The organism is Leadbettera azotonutricia ZAS-9, from assembly GCF_000214355.1.
GTDB lineage: Bacteria > Spirochaetota > Spirochaetia > Treponematales > Breznakiellaceae > Leadbettera > Leadbettera azotonutricia.
In genome coordinates, this window is record NC_015577.1 from 1,097,150 (window position 1) to 1,114,786 (window position 17,637).

Genomic DNA, 17,637 nt, shown 5'->3' on the forward strand with positions numbered 1-17,637 from the left:
TCTCCTTGCATAAACATACATACAAAAGATTTTAACCGCAAAGTAAAAGAAAAACTATTAGAATTCCTTTACCCCGTTTAAGTCTATTGTTGCGAAGTAGTCTTCCACTGTCTCTGCTCTGCGTATCTGCTTGATAGTACCATCGCTGCGAAGCAATAGTTCTCCGCAGCGGAGTTTGCCGTTGTAGTTGAATCCCATGGCCCTGCCGTGGGCGCCTGCATCGTGGATTACCACAAAGTCGCCGGTGTTCTCGCTGGTGCATATTTTAGGGAGTTTGCGCTGGACTGCGAATTTGTCGTTGTTCTCGCAGAGGCTGCCTACCACATCGTAAGTTTCGGTGAGCGGGGCGTTTTCCTTGCCTGGTATGGTGATGTGATGGTATGCCCCGTAGAGAGCGGGGCGCATGAGGTCGGCCATGGAGGCGTCCAGGGCTATGTATTCGCGGTAGATATGTTTGGAATGTATGGCCCTGGCGACGAGCCAGCCGTAAGGGCCGGTGACGGGCCTTCCGTATTCGGTGTGGATTTCGAGTTTGAGCCCCGAGGGGGCAACGATTTCATCGTAGAGCTTTTTTAGGCCCGAAGCCAAACTGTCCCAGCTGACGGCTTCCTGCTCGGGTTTGTAGGGTATGCCGAGGCCCCCGCCGAGGTTTACGAATTCTATGCCTATGCCGGTTTTGTTTTTTATCTCTACTGCAAGCTCAAAAAGGAGGCGACCGGTTTCGAGGTGGTAGTCGAGGCTGAGTTCGTTGGAGGCTACCATGGTGTGGAGGCCGAAGCGTTTCACTCCCTTTTGCTTCAGGAGCTTGTACCCGTCGAAAAGCTGTTCCCGGGTAAAGCCGTACTTGGCTTCTTCGGGCTTGCCGATGATGGCATTGCCTTCCTTGAGAGGGCCGGGGTTATAGCGGCACGAAACCAATTCGGGGAGGCCGCCGGCAAGGCTTTTTTCCACATATTCAATGTGGGTAAAATCATCAAGGTTGATGATGGCCCCAAGTTCCCTTGCTTTGATGTACTCCTTTGCGGGGGTCTCGTTGGAAGTGAGCATGATCGCTTCTGTCTTCATGCCTGACATATCCGCGAGGAGCAGCTCGGGCAGGCTGGAGCAATCCGCGCCAAAACCTTCACTTTCGAGGATTTTCAGGATGTAGGGATTTGGCAGGGCCTTTACCGCGAAATGCTCTTTGTAACCGGGAAACACCGAGAAGGCTTTTTTAATGGCCTGGGCGTTTCTTCGAATGGCCGCCTCGTCGTAAACATAAAAGGGTGTGGGGTACGTCTTTGCCAATTCTTCAAGCTGCGCCCTGGTGAGGGGAAAAGACTTTACGCTCATGAAATGTATCCTTTGCTTTTTAGCAGTTCCGCGTTTAATATGCCGCCACCTGCCGCGCCGCGCACGGTATTGTGGGAGAGGCCCACGAAACGGAGGTCGAAGATGTTGCAGGGGCGTATGCGGCCCACGCTTACCGCCATGGCCTTGTCGGCGTCCCGATCTTTGCGGGGCTGGGGCCTGTTGTTTTCTTCCCTTATAATGATGGGCTGTTTGGGCGCCATGGGGAGATTCAGCTCCTGGGGGAGGCTTTTAAAGTCGGCCCAGATTCTTTTCACTTCTTCTATAGAAGGCTTCCTGTCGCCGAACTCCAGGGAGACGCAGGCTGTGTGCCCGTCAATCACCGGCACCCGGTTGCAGTGGGCGCTGATCTTGGGGAAGGCCGCGTTCACAAAAGCACCGCCTTCGATGGCGCCCAGGATTTTGAGTGGCTCCTGCTCGGATTTTTCTTCCTCTCCGCCTATGTAGGGCACCACGTTGTCTATCATGTCGATGCTGGCAGGGCCAGGGTAGCCTGCGCCTGAAACCGCCTGCATGGTGGTAACAATGAGCCGCTTGATTTCATAGCCTGCGCGAATCAAGGCGTACACCGGTGTTGTATAACTTTGTATCGAACAGTTGGGCTTTACCGCGATAAAGCCCTTGTCCCAGCCCCGCTTTTTTCTCTGGGCAGGAATGATGTCCGCATGATGGGGGTTGACTTCGGATATAAGCACCGGCACGTCGTCTGTCCACCGGTGAGCGGAGGCATTGGAGATAACCGGAATGCCCGCCGCGGCATAGCTGTCTTCAAGCGCGCGGATTTCATCCTTCCCCATTTCGAGGGCAGAGAAAACAAAGGCGCAGCTGCCCGCTTTGGCTGCGGCCCTGGCCTGGGAAACATCATTTGCATCGGCAACCACAAGTTCCCCTACAGAGGGCGTGTATGCCCTGGCAAGCTGCCATCTGCCGTCTACGGCTTCTTTGTATTTTTTGCCGGCGGATCGGGGGGAAGCCGCCACAAAACGGACTTCAAACCAGGGGTGATCATTGAGAAGGGCAATGTAATTCTGCCCGACCATGCCGGTGGCGCCCAGGACACCTACGGGGATCTTGTTCATCGGAAACTCCTTAAAGCTGATAGCATTTTAGCGGGAAAGGGCATGCAAGTATAGACGCGAAGCGGATCGAGGTTTTAAAATGGGCTATGGCTCCAAATAGAAATCAAAGCCCCGAAGAATTCTGGCTGGAATATGAAAAGCAGATAGGCGAAAAAGTTCTTGCCTTTTCGCTGGGGCAGTACGTATCGGGCTGGGCAGACGAAGACAGTCCCTTTTGGGGCCTCCTCATAGCCACAGCAGGCGGCTTCCGGTTTCATCATTTTCCCAACGAAAATTGGATCTCGGCGGCTGTCAGAATCACCAGAGGCGGGGATGGCCCCAAAGAAGTTGCCATGTTTATCCCCAAAGAAAAAATCGTCTCGGTGGAGATAAAGGCCGAAAAATCTTTTCTGAAGAGGCTGTTCTTTTCCCGCCCTCCCCGGCTTGTCATTCATTATGCCAATGACAATGGGGAGGAGGCTGTGTTTGTCGCAGAGGGGGATGAAAAGGTCAGGACGATTGCGGAAAAACTTACGGCTTTAGATGCCCTCCAAATTACACCGTCTTAATCCCCAGCCCATGCATGGCGGTTTTAAGCGCTTCTTCGCTTGCCCCGGAAATGGGTCCCAGGGGAAGGCGCGTAGGCCCGCCGGGCAGTCCTGCCCATGTTAGCGCCAGCTTGATGGGCGCAGGATTGGTTTCGATAAATGCTGCTTTGACAAAGGCAAGGAGTTCAAAATGAAGCTTCCTGCCTTCTTCGTAATCCCCGGCAAGGCAGGCCCTGCACAAGGCTTTAACCTTTGCGGGGACCAGGTTTGAAACAACCGATATAACCCCGTCGCCCCCCAAAGCCATGAGGGGAAGGGCCATGGCGTCATCGCCCGAAAACACCGTAAAGGGGTTGGCAGTGTTTCTGCGGGGCACAGCGATAGAATTGATGATGTCCCCTATCTGCCCAAGATCCCCGGACGATTCCTTGACACCTGCTATGCCGGGAATTTTGGCTATCCTTTCCATCAATGACGCAGGTATGTTCCTCCCCGTCCTTGAGGCGATATTGTAAACCACCACAGGGATGCCCACAGCGGCGGCAGCTTCAAAATGGGCGGCAAGCCCCGAATCATTTGGCTTGTTGTAATAGGGGGTTACCACCAGCGCCGCGTCCGCCCCCAGATCCTTTGCCCGCTTGGTATAAGCGACCATGTGCCTGGTATCGTTTGAACCAGTCCCTATGATGACGGGGACCCTTCCCTTAACTTCTTCTACTGCGATTTTGATGAGCTTTTCTTCCTCGTCTTCGTCCAGGGTGGGGTTCTCCCCGGTAGTGCCCAGGGGAACCAGGCCGTCAATGCCCTGTTCAATCTGAAAATCGATGAGCTGCCGGAAACCGTCATAATCAACGCTGCCGTCTCCCTTCATGGGTGTTACCATGGCTGTAAAAGCGCCCTGTAACTTTATCAATTTATGCTCCTGTTAAGAATATCCGCCAGCACATCATCCATGGTGTAAACACCGCTTCTTGAACCCAGCCATTCAGCTGCCAAAATCGCCCCTGCTGCCAGCCCTTCCCGGTTCCGTGCTGTATGGGTGATCTCAATGGTATCGGCCTGGGAATCGAATACAAGGGAATGAACCCCCGGCACAGATCCTGCCCTGAGGCTTGCAAAATGCAATTCATCCGCCCGGGGCGGCCTGTCAAGTTTATCGTAAACCGCTTTTGTCTTCCGCTTCATGCGGGAAAGCACTTTTTCTGCCAACGTGATGGCTGTCCCTGACGGGCTGTCCGCTTTTTTGTTATGGTGGACCTCGAAGCCTCCCACGTCATATTCGGCAAAGGGATCAAAAAGGGAAGCCGCATGGGCAGCAATCAGGTAAAAAAGATTCACCCCCAAAGAAAAATTCGAGGCCCAAAGCAGCGAAGCCCCCGCGGCATTCACCGCCGCGGTAATCTCAGGCAGTTTCGCGTACCAGCCTGTAGTCCCCACTGTTACCGGTATTTTATGCTCCGCAAGGAATTTGATGTTCTCAGGCGCAGTATCGGGCCTGGTAAACTCGATAGCCCCATCCGCCTGCCCCAATCCGCCCTTAAGCGCTTCCGCAAGCGACCCGTAAACCGGGGCTCCCGAGTCCGCCGTTCCCTTTACAAAAGGATCGATTACCGCAGCAATGCTGTGCCCTTTCTCCAGTGCCCGGGCTTCCAGGATGCGCCCCATCTTTCCGTATCCAACCAATGCCAGCTTCATAAAGTCCCCTTATATTTTCCCTTCAAAGAAATCCCCATGCAGGGCTTTTACAACTTCCGCAGCTTCGCTGTCATCGACAATAAAGGAGATATTCACTTTGCTGGCCCCCTGGGAAACCATTTGCACTCTTACACCTAATAATTCGCAGGTACGGAAAGAGCGGGCCAAAATTTCCGAGGATCTCTGCACATTGCCAATAATAGTGACAATGGCCTTGCCGGTTTTTATGTCTATGCTTGCAATGCGCGCAATATCCTTTTTAAGCACTGTAAGATCGTGAACCGCGTCCAGGGTAAGGGATACCGACACCTCGCTGGTCGCTACCATGTCCACCGAAAGGTTGTGCTTCGCGAAGCACGAAAAAACCTCGGCCAAAAACCCGTACTGGCCCAGCATGCGGGTAGACACAATATCCACCAGGGTGACATTCTTGCGGGAAGTAATGGCCTGGATGGGGCTTACCTTTTTCCCCAATGTAGAAACAATGCGCGTTCCCGGGGCGCTTGGATTATAGGAATTCTTGACCAGCACCGGAGTGCCTGTTTTTATGCAGGGCTGCATGGCCCGGGGGTGCAGCACCTGTGCGCCAAAGTAGGCAAGCTCGGCGGCCGCCTCGTAGGTTACCATCTCCACGGGCTTCGCCTCTTTTACCAGCCTCGGGTCGGCAGTGAGTATGCCGTCCACATCCTTCCAGACCTGGGCTTCCTCAGCCTTGCAACTTGCGGCAATCATGGTGGCCGAAAGGTCCGATCCGCCCCGCCCCAAAGTAGTGATATTGCTGTTCACATCCTGGGCGATAAAACCCGTAACCACAGGCAACACACCCTCTTCGACAAGGGGCAGGATTTTTTCGGGAATAAGTTCCCAGCTCTCTTTGATAAGTTCAGCCTGGGTAAAGCTGGAATCCGAGATAAAGCCCAGATCCCAGGCGTCAAAAGCCCTGGCGTTAATATGGATACTTTCGAGATACGCAGACGCAACGCGCACCGAAAGCCTCTCCCCAAAGGACACAAGGTAATCCTTGGTCCTGGGCGTCAATTCCCTGATAAGCGAAATCCCCGAAAGGAGGCTCTTAAGCTCAGCCAAAAGAGGCTCTATATCTTTCTGCGCCCTTGCCGGCAGTTTAAGTTCTTTGATAGTAGCAAGATGGAGCTGTTCAACCCTCTCCACCGACACCGTGCCCTTGCGGAACGCGTCATTGGCCGCTTCAAGGAGGTGATCCGTCGTATCCCCCATGGCCGAAAGCACCAGCACGGGCTTCCTTTCCAGCTGGGTCTTCACGATCTCCGCCATATGCCGGAGCCGTTCCGCGTTCGCCACGGAACTCCCCCCAAACTTCATCACAATCATGGAGGCAGTATATAAAAAACTGTATAAATATGCAACTTTGGATGAGGGGCGCAGAATACGCCCGAAGGAACCCCTAATTATGGAAGGTTTTTGATAATACTACAGGCTACGCATTCATCAATGCCGGGATGGCGGTATTTCAGCGGGTCATACAAATATTCAGCTTAAAGCTGAATATTGCTGTTGCATCCTCTAAAACCATAGGCATAGCCTCTATGCCCAGAGTGTAGTATATTCAAGGTGTGGTTGATGAGGTACGGTGGTGATGAATGATTATTCTTGATTCTGCGCGAAAACACGGCATAGCGGATCTTGATATGCTGGCGGTCATCGCGGAGCCCTATGTAATTGCCGAATTACGGGAAGCGCCAGCGGACAGTTTTTTGTCATACATGCGGATTTGATAACGCGAAAAAATGAAAAACTTCTTGAGGAGGTAGTGAAATGAGTGATGATGCACGGGTGATTTGGAAAAAGGGCGGGGATCCAATGCCCGGCAAGGCCCAGCATGTGGTTGACGCGGCGCGGGGTGAACTGCTACTGAAAACATTGCAGCTGCCGGAAGGGGTTGAAAACACCCTCAGATATAACGCCGATAAAGACGCGCAATCGGTTAATGACTATGTTTCCCGCATCCTGGTCGAGCGTTTAATATAGGCGCCTATGCTTTCTTTAATTAAGAAGTGCATCTCATCCCTCCATCGGAACTTATACCCCTATAGTCAGCTCTTGGTCAAATTATTCTCCTGCTAGCAAGCTCTCCTTCCCTCATGCTAAGCTCCCCCTATGATTGCCGAAAAAAGCCTCGTCATATATAAATCCAAACCTGCCCTGGTTGTAGCGGCAGGCGATAAAATAGACATCTCTGTCCTTGGCGGCGAAAAGCTCAAAGTCCGCGAGAAGGATATCGAGCTTATCCATCCCGGCCCCTGCACCCTGGCTGAACTCAACACCGAAGCCCTAAGCCGCCTATTGGCAGCAGGGGATGCAAAAGGCGCCTGGGAACTGCTCGAGGGAGGGGGAGATGTTCCCCTCAGGGAATTGGCCGAGTTGGTTTATGGCGAATTTACACCCACCGCGGCCTGGGCGGCGTATAGCCTCATCCTGGACGGCCTCTATTTTACAGGGAATGCCGGGGCCGTAAAACCCAGGCCTTCCTCCGAGGTTGAGGCTGATGAAAAAAAGCGGGGCGAAAAGCAGAGGGAGGCTGACGAGCGGGCGGCGTTTTTTGAGAGGCTTAAAAAAGCAGCTGCCCCCGGGGCTGATGGTTCGCAGGCACATACCCTATCCGGGGACGTGCAGCCGGAAAATCCTTTGGTCGAGGGCGACAGGCGCTACCTGCAGGATGTGGAAGCCCTGGCCCTGGGTAGGACCGACAAGAGCCGCACTTTAAAGGAATTGGGCAGGAGCGAGACCCCCCAGGAGGCTCACAGGCTGCTCCTTGCCGCAGGGGTATGGACAGTGTGGGACAATCCCCACCCCAGCCGCTTCGGGCTTTCGCTTCAATCCGCAAAGATCATTCCCGATCCTGCCCCCGACGAGGACAGGCTGGATCTTACCCATCTTAAATCCTATGCCATAGACAATGCCTGGAGCGACGATCCTGACGACGCGGTTTCTCTGGAAGGGCCGGAAACCTCAGCCGAGCTGCGTAGCAGCGAAGGTTCCCCTACTGACAGCCAGGGGCGGCTTGTCCTTTGGGTTCATGTGGCCGATCCTGCAGCCAGCATAAAGCCCGGCAGTCCTGCGGATCTCGAAGCCCGGGGCAGGGGCGCTACTCTGTATGTCCCCGAAGGCAGCGCCAGGATGCTGGCCCCCGAGGCCCTTCCCTTGTTTGCCCTGGGGCTTGGCGCTGATGGGATTTGCCCTGCCCTTTCCTTCAAAATCGTGCTTAATGCGGCCTTTTCCATTGTGGAGACTGAAATAATTCCCTCAAAAGTGAAGGTGACGCGCCTCACGTATGAAGAGGCCGATAATCTTGAGGGCGGGGAACTGGCCGGCCTTTTTGCCCTGGCTGCGCGCAACACGGAACGGCGGCTGGATACGGGGGCCATACTCATCGATCTGCCCGATGCCCATATCCATGTGCATCTTGATAAAATCATTTCGCAAAACAAAGTTTCTGTTGAAGCCCTCGTCCCCCGCAAATCCGCTGACATGGTCAGGGAGTGCATGGTTCTGGCAGGGGAGGGGGCGGCCCGCTGGGCTTTGCGGAACAAGGTTCCTTTCCCCTTCGTCGGGCAGGAAGCGGGGGAGCTTCCCGAGGAGCGGCTTGCAGGTTTGGCCGGGGCTTTCCAGCTCAGGCGGTGCATGAGGCCCCGGACGCTTTCGGCCAAGCCTGCGATCCATTGGGGCCTGGGGCTTGACGAGTACACCCAGGTCACCAGCCCCCTGCGCCGTTACACCGACCTTCTTTGCCACCAGCAGATTAGGGCTTTTCTCAAGGGCGAGGCTTTGCTTTCCGAGGAGGAAATACTCCTCAGAGTGGGCGCTGCGGAGGCGGCGGCTTTCGCGGCCGGCAGGGCCGAGCGGGCATCGAAGGCCCACTGGATGGGGGTCTATCTTCTGGACAAAAAAGGCTCTGAATGGGAAGCCATAGTGCTGGATAAAAAGGGCGGCAAAGCGGTAGCAAGCATCCCCGCCCTGGGTCTTGAAACCCAGGTGGGCCTTAAAGGGGATGTCGGGCCCAATGATTCCATAACCCTCGCTTGCGGCTCTGCAAGGATACCCGAGGGGGAGGTCAATTTTACTGTTTTATAGGAAGGGTCCAGACTATGCCGCCGTGGAACTGGAAAAGGAAGGTTTTCTTTCCGGGATCTTTCATATCCCCTGCGCTCCAGGCATAAAGGGGCATCTCCCCGCCCAAAAATACCTTAAACCCCGGTACGATGGTATAGGTCATTTCAAGGCCCATGAACAAAGCTTTGAATTCATCGGACTCTGTGTTTTTTTTCACCAGGCTGTAATCAGAATAGGATCGGGAAAGGTTTTGGTAGCCAAAATCCACCTGGATAGTATAGGGCACATTTTTGGTAAACACATTGGCCCTGAAAAAGTAGCGCCTCACGGCGTCTTCTGTCAAACTCTCGGATTTTTCAAGCTCTGTATGCTTTTTTGTTTCCAAATTGAAAGAGCAAATTACATAGGGCACCCAAAAGCCCAGGCTCACGTTCCGGGTATCCTGGGCGTAGTCCCCCGGGTCTTCCAGGATGCCCCCCAAGGTCGAAGAAGCCTTAAGATCCAAAAAGATGATGCCCGGGAAATTGAGGCTCATGCCTACCGCAGCGCCCGGAACGAGTATGGAATCTTTGTTGTTGAGCAGCCCCATAAAAGGGCCCATTTCCAGGTAAAGAAAACGCAGCTTGTACCCCATGTTGGCGTATACGCGGTTCCTTAGTATGGGGTCCCGTTCATAGCCGCCGTTATAGAAAATAGCGCCCCCAATATCCCCGGAAATTTCAGCTTTGATAAGGGGGAATATTTGGGGCTTAAACGCCAGGGCTTCGCCGCCCAGGGTGGATGTCCTTTCATCATCAAAGGCAATATTCCCTGCCCCTCCGCTTAGCTCCAAATCCAGAGCGCCCGCAAATATCGGCACTATAAGGAACAGAATCGAAAAAAGAACGATTGTTTTGTTTTTTGTCATGGTTAGAATGCCGTCCTGACCCCGATGAATAGCTCAAAAGCCTCTGTGGGAGGGTCAAAATCCAGGATGTTGACACGGATTTTTGCATCCCAAAGGAGCCCGGAAGCCGCAAAGCTTAAAAAAGGCGAAATAAAGAGGGAAAAATCGTCCATCCCATCTATTTTAAGGCCCATGGTGGTCTCGAGGCCGCCGGAAAAGCCGGTTTCCGGCCTTCCAAGGTAGAATCTTATGTTAAGATCCACTTTTCCCTTTTCCTCAGCGGTCTTAATATGGAGATATTCCACAGGATGGTAGAAGAAGGTTACATTGAGCCCGCCTTTTTCAAAGCGCAGCCGGGGCTCCATGAGGAAAAACAGATTGTCTATGCCGAATTTCGAATCTGCATCCCAGCCCGGTATTCCCCCTTGCAGAAGGAATTCCATGCCCTTGTTGGAGCTGAAATGGGCCAAGACACCGGCTCGCAAATTGACATCCAGATCGCTGGTCAGAGAGCTTCCCCCAAAAAATTCAATTTTGGTATTTTCATTGTTGATAAGCACACGGAAATCGCCTGAATAATGAATTTCCCCGTTGTCAAAAGTGGGGGTAAACTGATTGCTTCCAAGGAAGTTGTACGTAAAATCTTCATATAAATAGAACATAGGGACCACATTCCCCCACTTGGTCAGCGCAACAGAAAGGCCTGTGCCCCTGGCGCTGTGTATGCCGTTGTAGCGCCGGTTTATGTCGCCCCCTATCCCTTCAGGGAAATAGAAGAAGCCCCGGTAGGTTGTCCCAATGGGGGCAATGCCAAAGCGGTCCGAGAATTCGTCCCCCGAGCAAAAATCATCCCCTGCGCCCAAAAAATAGGTCAGTTCCAGGGGCAGATCGAAAAGATCCCGAGCCCTGGCCTTGGCAATCCTGAAGTTTAGCGCCGAGAAAGGGCCAGCTGCAGGATCCATAAGATCCAGGGTCGCAAAATCGAACCCTAAAAGGATCCCATACTTGTATCCCCCGGTGAGGGACAGGTCTGCTGAAATTGCAGAAGACAACACAAAATCGCCATCCTCAACCCGGCCCCTGGTAGCCATCTCCAAGCGGGGAACGGTAAATTCAGCAGCCCCAAGCACGCTTAAGGCGCCGGCAAGAAGAACCGCGGCAATAATTCTTTTCATAAATTTATATTATCAGAAACTGTATGTTTATACCAAGGGAGTACCCCTTTTTTAAAGCTTTCTTTTTCCCTATCTTGACGTAAGACGAAATGTGTATAATCTATTATAATATGAGTGATTATCTTGATCCTAATAACGAGGAACTCCTCAAAGACTTTTTCAGCGAAGCCCAGATGCAGGTTGATACCCTGGAGCAGAACGTCCTGGTCCTTGAGAACGAGGGTGCCAACAAGGACGCGGTAGACGAGATCTTCCGCGCGGCCCACACCCTCAAAGGCGGTTCGGCCACAGTGGAGATGATGGAGCTTTCCCATTTTACCCACATGGTGGAAGATGTGCTTGACGCCATACGTTCGGATCAGCTGGCGGTCAATGAGGATGTGGTCGATACACTCCTGGCAGCTATAGATATCATCAAGGCCATGCTGGAACAGCGCATGAACGGCGCAGTTTATCAGGGAGACACTTCGGAGATGGAAAAACGCCTCGAAGCCCTGATACCCGAAAGCGCCAAGGGCAAAAAGGGCTCTGTAAAAAAACCGGCGCCAAAACCCGCTGTCCCAGCCCCGGTCGCCGCCGCTCCGGCGGCAGCCGCCCCTGCCGCAGGGGCGCTGGCCGGCCTCACGGAGCAGGAATTCCAGGAACTCAAGGATTCAGTGGAAGGCGGCTTGCCCATCTACAAGGTCTCGGTGCGTTTCGACGAGAATAGCCTTATGAATACCGTGGGCGGCATTCAGGTCTACGCAGCCCTTAAAGGCACGGGCACAGTTCTTAAGACCACTCCGGAATTTGAGCAGCTCTACGAAGACAACTTCTTTCCCCAGGTAGACTATTATTACGCCACAAAAAAGACTGCCGAAGAAATCCGCAAATACGTGATTATCCCCGATGTGTCCCTTGGCGCGGATATTACGGATATTTCCAATGCGGCCCCTGGGTCTAAACCTGCCGCAGCTCCGGCTCCGGCCGCTCCTGCGCCTAAACCTGCTGCGGCTCCGGCAGCTTCGGCCCCCGTGGCAGCGGCCCCGGCCCCTGCGGCGCTAAAACCGGCTTCTGCCGGCGCCTCGGAAGACGCCAAAAAGGCAGGCAAGGAAGCGGGCTCTATACTCAGGGTGGATTCCAAGCGCATCGACGATCTTCTCAACCTTGTTTCAGAGACCGTCATCACCAAGGCAACCTTCAACCAGATCAACAACCAGTTCAACGAGATGGTGAACCAGCTTCACGTCCTTGAGTCGCAGTATCGCGAAAAAATCAAAAGCCTCTTCGACAGCCTCCCTGGTTATCTCGAAGGCATACAGGGCGGCAAATCCGTCAAAGACGTGCGCAAGGAAATGGGCGACGAATACGGGGATATCTTCTCCATTTTCGACGAATTCGAAACCGATATGAAAACCAATGTGGGCAAGTTCCGCTCCACATCGCAGAACCTGGGCCGCATCACCGGCGAACTTCAGGAAGGGGTCATGCGCATCCGCATGGTTCCCATCAGCCAGATTTTCAGCCGATTCCCGCGCCTTGTGCGGGACCTTTCAAAATCCCTCAATAAAAAGATCAATTTGGTAATCGAGGGCGAAGAGACCGAGCTTGACAAGTCGGTCATCGAGGATCTCCTCGACCCCATTATGCACTCGGTGCGTAATTCCGTTGACCACGGCATCGAAGATCCCGATGTCCGCAAAGCGGCGGGCAAACCCGAAGAGGGCATGGTGATCCTCAAGGCGAGCAACGAAGGGAACATGATCGTCATCGAAATCAAGGATGACGGCAAGGGCATCGATGTGGAGGCGGTCAAGGCCAAGGCGGTGGAGCGGGGCCTTATCTCCCCCAACAAGCTCCTTACCGATACCGAAGCCTTCCAGCTCATCTTTGAGCCCGGCTTTTCCACCGCCAAAGCCATCACTGCCATCTCGGGCCGCGGCGTGGGGCTCGACGTAGTGCGCCGCCAAATCGACAAGCTCAACGGCACGGTTACGGTAAGCTCCGAGCATGGCAAGGGCACCACCTTTACCATCAAGCTGCCCCTCACCCTGGCTATTATTCAGGGCCTCCTGGTGCGGGTGGGCACGGAAATCTACTCCATACCCATTACCTCGGTCATCGAGAGCCTCAGGGTCAAGCCCGAAGAGGTGCGCATGATAGACAACTACGAGGTTTTCAATATCCGCAGCGACGTGGTTTCGCTCTTAAGGCTCAACAGGCTCTTTGGCATCAAGACCGAGGAGCACCAGGATTACAACTTCATCGTTATCGTCGGGACCGCCGAAAAGAAGATGGGCTTCATGGTGGACAGCCTTATAGGCGAGGAAGATGTTGTTATCAAACCTTTGCGGGATCAGTATACCAATTCCCCGGGCATTGCGGGGGCGTCGATTTTAGGGGACGGCTCAGTGTCCCTCATTATAGATGTGAGCCAGCTTCTCGAGCTTGGGCTTAAGAAGGAAATGGAGACCCGCCGGATTAGGGAAGCCTCCATAAGGTAAATGGCAGAATAAAAAGGAAATGGCATGGCAGCAATCATAAAAGATCTGGCTCAGCTCAATGCGGAGCTTCAGGAACAAAAAGACCGGGCAGACACTGTAGACTTCAAAATGGTCACTTTTTCACTGGGCGGGAAGGACTACGGTGTGGACATCATGAACGTCAAGGAAATCGCCAAGGCGGATAAATTCACCTTTGTCCCCAATGCGGCATCCTTTGTGCGGGGGGTCTACAACCTCCGGGGCGACATCATTCCCATCATCGATCTCCGGCTCTTCTTTCACATCCCCCAGGACAGGAAAGCCGACGGCCTTGAGAATATGCTCATACTCAGTATAGAAGACCGTGTCTACGGCACTATCGTGGACAAGATCGACAAAGTCGTGGGCATCAATACCGAAAACATTCAGCCACCCCACCCCATATTCGGCGACATCAATATCAAGTTCATCAGCGGGGTAGTGGAGAAGCAGGGGGATCTTTACGTCATTCTTGACGTGATCCGCATCTTCTCCCAGAAAAAAGAAGAGGAAGTCAAGCCCGCGTCGGCAAGCATAGGGGCTGCGATTTTCGGCGCCCCTGCCGCCGCAGACGCTGTCCAGCCTTCTGCGGCAGAAGACGCCGCTGCCGTGGCTGCCTTTGCGGACACCAATATAGGCTTCATCAAAGAGAGCCTTCTGGCGCTCAGAAAATTCCACCCCACAGGCGTCAACGAGGAGTGGATACGCAAGCGTTTTGCCGACTGGAGCGGGACCAGGAGCGGCGAGGAACTCCAGCTGAAAAACGAGAGAGACGCCGACGAGTACCTTTCGAGCTTCTATTCCCCCGATGCAGGCCGCTTCTGGAGCGACGATTATGCGTCTGCGGTCAAGAGCTATCTCCCCGAGCTGAGCTCGAACAATGTGCAGGTTTGGGACATTGGCTGCGGAAAGGGCTATGAAACTTTTTCGTTTGCATGTATACTCAAAACTCGGTATCCCGATGGGCATATCAAGATATGGGCCAATGACAATGATATTATGGCCATATCCCAGGCAACCAACATGGTCTTTGACCTTGAGGATGTGCCTGAATATTGCAAGGGCTTTATGATCAAGGGCCGGACAGGCTATAGTTTCAATCAGGCTGTCAAGGATTCAATCGTTTTTGAATACCACGATGTCCTGAACGACAACCCCCTGCCGGATCTGGACATTATCCTGGCCAGGGATATAGTATCATTCCTGCAGCCCCAGGATCAGATTAAAGTGCTCTCCGGTTTCGGGGAGAAGCTCAAGGATCGGGGCATTGTTTTCCTGGGCAGGAACGAGGTTATGTCCGATGACAGCTATAGGGCTGTGGGCAACGAGCTTGTGTCTGCCTTTGTGCGCAATTGAGATTTAATGTCGGGTACATTATGAAAGGAGCGAATGTATGAGAGTTGAATATATCAACCCCTTTGTTGAAGCAGCTTTTAACGTGCTTAAGGAAGTTTTGAACACCGAGGTTAAACGGGGGGATTTGTTCCTTAAATCCTCTTCCATGCAGATCATGGGCGTTGCGGCCATGGTGGGCCTTGCCGGCGACGTAGAAGGCCGGGTCCTTTTTGATATGAACAAGGAAACCGCCCTTTTCGTGGTCAGCGCCATGAACGGCGAAGAATTCAAGACTATGGACGAAATGGCCAAAGCCACCATCCAGGAACTGGCCAACATGATCACCGCCCAGGCGGTTACGAAGCTCCACGACCTGGGTTTCAAATTCGATCTTACCCCGCCCGCCCTTTTTACCGGCGATAACATGGAAGTCGCTACCAACATGGGCAAGGACGTTGAAGCCCTCATAGTCCCTATGCAGCTGGGCGTTGGCGGCAAGAGCGGCAAAATCGAGATCAACGTCGTTATCCGCGAGCGCGCTTAAGCATAGCTAAATACCGGAAGATTTAAGAATATCCGGGCGGTTAGCTCAGATGGTTAGAGCATCAGTATGACACGCTGAGGGTCGGCCGTTCGATTCGGCCATCGCCCAAACCCGCAATCCTTTGGGGCTGCGGGTTTTTTTTGCCCTGCGCCATTGCAGACAGGCCCGAAATGCCGAAAATAAATAGTGAAGGACAGTATATGGCTAAAAAACGCCTCCTTGCGGCAGCATTCTTCATTCTTTCCCTCCCCCTTTTTGCCCAAAGCGGCCTTAAAATCACTGTGGAAGAAAAGGACGGCGCCCTTACCATCATAAGCTCCCAGGGAAGCGTCAAAGAGCTTGTCATCCCCGGCGCCATTAACGATATGCCTGTTACTGCCATTGGCGAAGGGGCCTTTACCCGCAGGGGCCTTGCCAGCGTGGTCATTCCCGACAGCGTGGCCGAAATCGGCGCCCAGGCTTTTTCTTTTAACGAGCTAAGCACCCTGGTCATCGGGAATAACGTGACCACCATAGGCCAAAAGGCATTTTTCTCCAACAGGCTCGAGGCTGTCACCATAGGAAACGGGGTCACGGCTATAGGGATGGGGGCCTTTGCCTCCAATAACCTTGCCGAAATCGCCATACCAGAATCGGTTACCGATATAGGCGCTTACGCCTTTTTTTACAACAAGCTCCGCACCCTCCGGATACCCGACGGGGTTGCTTCCCTGGGGGAAGGGGCTTTTTCCACCAATATGCTCCATACCCTGGTCATCGGGGGGGCGGTGGCCAAGGTGGGGGACGGGGCCTTCTACAATAACCGTCTCACCAGCATCACCATCCCCGCCAGCATCACAGAAATGGGCAAAAAAGTCTTCGAAAGCAGGATAACCAGGAAATCCTCCCAGCCAGTAGTGGATTATGTGGACGATAAGGGGGCTGTGCTCTATACTACGGCCAATAATTTCGACACCTACTACAGTTCCACCGGCAACAAGAGCGGAAAATACACCTTTACCCGTGAAGAAGGCTGGAAGCTGGAAGAGCCGGCAAGCTCGCCTTAAGGAGACGAGCCTGCTGTTCCTGCAAGGCGATTGTATTCGGGGCAAACCCCTCGGCACGAACAATGGGGAATTAATTTTTTCGCTTTCCCGCCTTCTACCCACTTGACTATTTATTGTCCCCTTGCTATCTTACTTGGACGTTGTAAAATCAGCGTTTTATGCCCTTGTAGCTCAGTTGGCAGAGCATATCCATGGTAAGGATAAGGTCATCAGTTCGATTCTGATCGAGGGCTGCTAACCCTGACGGAGGAAGATATGGCGAGTAAGAAGACAGCAGTAGAGTTGGTAGCGCTCCAGTGCAGCGAATGCAAGCGGAAGAACTACACTACCCAGAAAAACCGGCGGAACACCCAGGATAAACTGGAGTTTAAAAAGTACTGCCCCTTTGACCGCAAGCATACTGTGCACAAAGAGACCAAGGTAAAGTAGAGATTTTCCCTTAGGGAAAGTATCCAAGGCGTATAGCTCAGTTGGTAGAGCGGCGGTCTCCAAAACCGCAGGTCGTGGGTTCGAAGCCTACTGCGCCTGAGCAAATTTATGATATGAGAGGATGGCATGGGCAAAATTGTTCAGTTTATAAAAGAATGCTACGCTGAACTCAGGAAGGTCATCTGGCCAAGCCGGGATGATGTGGTCAGCTCTGTCAAGGTTGTTATTGTTTCCACCGTTATAATTGCCGCAGTTTTAGGATTGGTGGATGTGCTTCTGCTCCTTGGGGTGCAGGCGATCTTTTAACAGGGAAAAGGATTAATATGGCTACGGGCTGGTATGTCCTCCATACCTATTCGGGGTACGAGAATAAAATAGACAAAACTATCCGCATGATGATCGATCACGGCGAGCTGGATAAGGAGATCGTGCGGGATGTGAAGGTGCCCTCAGAGGAAGTGGTGGAAGTCCGGGACGGCAAAAAACGTACCCAGAGCCGCAAGTTCCTCCCGGGCTACATACTGATAGAAATGGACCTTCCCGAAAGGGAATGGAAGGATACAACTTCCAAGATCCGCAAGATTCAGGGGGTTACCGGCTTTGTAGGAACCCCTGCTGACAGGCGGCCCAGCCCCCTTACCGGGGACGAAGCCAGGGGGATTTTGCAAAAGTCCGGGGAAATGAAGGGCGAAAGGCCTGTTAGGGCAAGGCAGTCCTTTGCCCCGGGCGAGCAGGTTAAGATCGTAGACGGCCCATTCGAGTCTTTTACGGGAACTATAGAGGAAGTGAACCAGGAGAAGAGCAAGCTCAAGGTGATGGTAGGCATATTCGGCCGCAACGTCCCTGTCGAGGTTGACCTCCTCCAGGTTGAGAAGGTGTAAAAAACGCCGCGTGCGTTCATATAGTGGGAGAGGTTTTGTTTCCGGCAGGAAGCCTGGCTTCCAGTGGAAACCTTGGATCTCGCTAGATTAGTCGGGTTTT

Annotated in this window: 18 protein-coding genes and 3 tRNA genes; 14 read left to right on the forward strand and 7 right to left on the reverse strand. The window is 53.3% G+C overall.

Annotated elements, in window-relative coordinates:
- Positions 1 to 57: 57 nt before the first annotated feature.
- Together TREAZ_RS04820 and asd are read right to left on the reverse strand one after the other, a co-directional pair.
- Positions 58 to 1,332: a diaminopimelate decarboxylase family protein gene (locus TREAZ_RS04820; RefSeq protein ID WP_015710692.1), complete on the reverse strand. Its 1,275-nt coding sequence runs from the start codon at positions 1,330 to 1,332 to the stop codon at positions 58 to 60.
- Positions 1,329 to 2,429: an aspartate-semialdehyde dehydrogenase gene (asd, locus tag TREAZ_RS04825; RefSeq protein ID WP_015710693.1), complete on the reverse strand. Its 1,101-nt coding sequence runs from the start codon at positions 2,427 to 2,429 to the stop codon at positions 1,329 to 1,331. The genes TREAZ_RS04820 and asd overlap by 4 nt, the downstream gene beginning before the upstream one ends.
- 86 nt (positions 2,430 to 2,515) lie before the next feature.
- Here asd and TREAZ_RS04830 point away from each other — a divergent pair, with 86 nt between their 5' ends.
- Positions 2,516 to 2,977: a hypothetical protein gene (locus TREAZ_RS04830; protein ID WP_015710694.1), complete on the forward strand. Its 462-nt coding sequence runs from the start codon at positions 2,516 to 2,518 to the stop codon at positions 2,975 to 2,977.
- On the opposite strand, the gene dapA is transcribed toward TREAZ_RS04830, so the two are convergent.
- From dapA to TREAZ_RS04845, 3 genes are read right to left on the reverse strand one after another with little or no spacing between them, the layout of a single operon-like run.
- Entirely contained in the window at positions 2,964 to 3,869 is a 906-nt protein-coding gene (gene dapA, locus TREAZ_RS04835) for a 4-hydroxy-tetrahydrodipicolinate synthase (RefSeq protein WP_015710695.1), read from the reverse strand. The two genes, TREAZ_RS04830 and dapA, sit on opposite strands and share 14 nt — an antisense overlap.
- Positions 3,866 to 4,651 carry a 4-hydroxy-tetrahydrodipicolinate reductase gene (gene dapB, locus TREAZ_RS04840; protein WP_015710696.1) on the reverse strand — a complete coding sequence of 262 codons (786 nt, stop codon included), beginning with the start codon at positions 4,649 to 4,651 and terminating at the stop codon, positions 3,866 to 3,868. Before dapB ends, dapA begins: the two co-directional genes overlap by 4 nt.
- A gap of 9 nt (positions 4,652 to 4,660) precedes the next feature.
- Positions 4,661 to 6,001, reverse strand: coding sequence for an aspartate kinase (locus TREAZ_RS04845; RefSeq protein WP_015710697.1), 1,341 nt, complete (start codon positions 5,999 to 6,001; stop codon positions 4,661 to 4,663).
- A 269-nt stretch (positions 6,002 to 6,270) separates the two neighbouring features.
- Here TREAZ_RS04845 and TREAZ_RS18605 point away from each other — a divergent pair, with 269 nt between their 5' ends.
- From TREAZ_RS18605 to TREAZ_RS04855, 3 genes are all read left to right on the forward strand, one after another.
- Complete coding sequence (locus tag TREAZ_RS18605) at positions 6,271 to 6,405, forward strand: hypothetical protein (RefSeq protein ID WP_015710698.1); 135 nt, start codon at positions 6,271 to 6,273, stop codon at positions 6,403 to 6,405.
- A 40-nt stretch (positions 6,406 to 6,445) separates the two neighbouring features.
- Positions 6,446 to 6,658: a hypothetical protein gene (locus TREAZ_RS04850; RefSeq protein WP_015710699.1), complete on the forward strand. Its 213-nt coding sequence runs from the start codon at positions 6,446 to 6,448 to the stop codon at positions 6,656 to 6,658.
- A 129-nt stretch (positions 6,659 to 6,787) separates the two neighbouring features.
- Positions 6,788 to 8,761 carry a ribonuclease catalytic domain-containing protein gene (locus TREAZ_RS04855; RefSeq protein WP_015710700.1) on the forward strand — a complete coding sequence of 658 codons (1,974 nt, stop codon included), beginning with the start codon at positions 6,788 to 6,790 and terminating at the stop codon, positions 8,759 to 8,761.
- Here the strand turns inward: TREAZ_RS04855 and TREAZ_RS04860 are convergent.
- Positions 8,748 to 9,647, reverse strand: coding sequence for a hypothetical protein (locus TREAZ_RS04860; RefSeq protein ID WP_015710701.1), 900 nt, complete (start codon positions 9,645 to 9,647; stop codon positions 8,748 to 8,750). The genes TREAZ_RS04855 and TREAZ_RS04860 overlap by 14 nt on opposite strands.
- A gap of 2 nt (positions 9,648 to 9,649) precedes the next feature.
- A complete protein-coding gene (locus TREAZ_RS04865; protein ID WP_015710702.1) occupies positions 9,650 to 10,801 on the reverse strand; it encodes a hypothetical protein in 1,152 nt (383 codons plus the stop codon).
- Between the two features lie 110 nt (positions 10,802 to 10,911).
- Between TREAZ_RS04865 and TREAZ_RS04870 the strand changes: the two genes are divergently transcribed.
- The 10 genes from TREAZ_RS04870 (at position 10,912) to nusG (ending at position 17,537) form a co-directional block, all read left to right on the forward strand.
- Positions 10,912 to 13,284 carry a chemotaxis protein CheA gene (locus TREAZ_RS04870; protein ID WP_043923301.1) on the forward strand — a complete coding sequence of 791 codons (2,373 nt, stop codon included), beginning with the start codon at positions 10,912 to 10,914 and terminating at the stop codon, positions 13,282 to 13,284.
- 24 nt (positions 13,285 to 13,308) lie between these two features.
- A complete protein-coding gene (locus TREAZ_RS04875) occupies positions 13,309 to 14,658 on the forward strand; it encodes a CheR family methyltransferase (RefSeq protein ID WP_015710704.1) in 1,350 nt (449 codons plus the stop codon).
- A gap of 37 nt (positions 14,659 to 14,695) precedes the next feature.
- Positions 14,696 to 15,181, forward strand: coding sequence for a chemotaxis protein CheX (locus TREAZ_RS04880; RefSeq protein ID WP_015710705.1), 486 nt, complete (start codon positions 14,696 to 14,698; stop codon positions 15,179 to 15,181).
- A 34-nt stretch (positions 15,182 to 15,215) separates the two neighbouring features.
- A tRNA-Val gene (locus TREAZ_RS04885) sits at positions 15,216 to 15,289 on the forward strand.
- A gap of 92 nt (positions 15,290 to 15,381) precedes the next feature.
- A complete protein-coding gene (locus TREAZ_RS17665) occupies positions 15,382 to 16,227 on the forward strand; it encodes a leucine-rich repeat domain-containing protein (protein WP_169312604.1) in 846 nt (281 codons plus the stop codon).
- Positions 16,228 to 16,387: 160 nt separating this feature from the next.
- A tRNA-Thr gene (locus TREAZ_RS04895) sits at positions 16,388 to 16,460 on the forward strand.
- A 22-nt stretch (positions 16,461 to 16,482) separates the two neighbouring features.
- Entirely contained in the window at positions 16,483 to 16,656 is a 174-nt protein-coding gene (gene rpmG / locus TREAZ_RS04900; RefSeq protein WP_043923304.1) for a 50S ribosomal protein L33, read from the forward strand.
- A 26-nt stretch (positions 16,657 to 16,682) separates the two neighbouring features.
- Positions 16,683 to 16,755: transfer RNA gene (locus TREAZ_RS04905), tRNA-Trp, on the forward strand.
- 27 nt (positions 16,756 to 16,782) lie between these two features.
- Positions 16,783 to 16,962, forward strand: a complete 180-nt coding sequence (secE, locus tag TREAZ_RS04910; RefSeq protein ID WP_015710708.1) for a preprotein translocase subunit SecE — start codon at positions 16,783 to 16,785, stop codon at positions 16,960 to 16,962.
- A 17-nt stretch (positions 16,963 to 16,979) separates the two neighbouring features.
- Positions 16,980 to 17,537 carry a transcription termination/antitermination protein NusG gene (gene nusG / locus TREAZ_RS04915; protein ID WP_015710709.1) on the forward strand — a complete coding sequence of 186 codons (558 nt, stop codon included), beginning with the start codon at positions 16,980 to 16,982 and terminating at the stop codon, positions 17,535 to 17,537.
- The last annotated feature ends 100 nt before the right edge of the window (positions 17,538 to 17,637 follow it).

Excerpts from the sequence above, each read along its gene's own strand:
- TREAZ_RS04820 (WP_015710692.1), bottom strand. The coding sequence starts at position 1,332 with ATGAGCGTAAAGTCTTTTCCCCTCACCAGGGCGCAGCTTGAAGAATTG.
- asd (WP_015710693.1), bottom strand. The coding sequence starts at position 2,429 with ATGAACAAGATCCCCGTAGGTGTCCTGGGCGCCACCGGCATGGTCGGG.
- TREAZ_RS04830 (WP_015710694.1), top strand. The coding sequence starts at position 2,516 with ATGGCTCCAAATAGAAATCAAAGCCCCGAAGAATTCTGGCTGGAATAT.
- dapB (WP_015710696.1), bottom strand. The coding sequence starts at position 4,651 with ATGAAGCTGGCATTGGTTGGATACGGAAAGATGGGGCGCATCCTGGAA.
- TREAZ_RS04845 (WP_015710697.1), bottom strand. The coding sequence starts at position 6,001 with ATGATTGTGATGAAGTTTGGGGGGAGTTCCGTGGCGAACGCGGAACGG.
- TREAZ_RS18605 (WP_015710698.1), top strand. The coding sequence starts at position 6,271 with ATGATTATTCTTGATTCTGCGCGAAAACACGGCATAGCGGATCTTGAT.
- TREAZ_RS04850 (WP_015710699.1), top strand. The coding sequence starts at position 6,446 with ATGAGTGATGATGCACGGGTGATTTGGAAAAAGGGCGGGGATCCAATG.
- TREAZ_RS04855 (WP_015710700.1), top strand. The coding sequence starts at position 6,788 with ATGATTGCCGAAAAAAGCCTCGTCATATATAAATCCAAACCTGCCCTG.
- TREAZ_RS04860 (WP_015710701.1), bottom strand. The coding sequence starts at position 9,647 with ATGACAAAAAACAAAACAATCGTTCTTTTTTCGATTCTGTTCCTTATA.
- TREAZ_RS04865 (WP_015710702.1), bottom strand. The coding sequence starts at position 10,801 with ATGAAAAGAATTATTGCCGCGGTTCTTCTTGCCGGCGCCTTAAGCGTG.
- TREAZ_RS04870 (WP_043923301.1), top strand. The coding sequence starts at position 10,912 with ATGAGTGATTATCTTGATCCTAATAACGAGGAACTCCTCAAAGACTTT.
- TREAZ_RS04875 (WP_015710704.1), top strand. The coding sequence starts at position 13,309 with ATGGCAGCAATCATAAAAGATCTGGCTCAGCTCAATGCGGAGCTTCAG.
- TREAZ_RS04880 (WP_015710705.1), top strand. The coding sequence starts at position 14,696 with ATGAGAGTTGAATATATCAACCCCTTTGTTGAAGCAGCTTTTAACGTG.
- TREAZ_RS17665 (WP_169312604.1), top strand. The coding sequence starts at position 15,382 with ATGGCTAAAAAACGCCTCCTTGCGGCAGCATTCTTCATTCTTTCCCTC.
- rpmG (WP_043923304.1), top strand. The coding sequence starts at position 16,483 with ATGGCGAGTAAGAAGACAGCAGTAGAGTTGGTAGCGCTCCAGTGCAGC.
- secE (WP_015710708.1), top strand. The coding sequence starts at position 16,783 with ATGGGCAAAATTGTTCAGTTTATAAAAGAATGCTACGCTGAACTCAGG.
- nusG (WP_015710709.1), top strand. The coding sequence starts at position 16,980 with ATGGCTACGGGCTGGTATGTCCTCCATACCTATTCGGGGTACGAGAAT.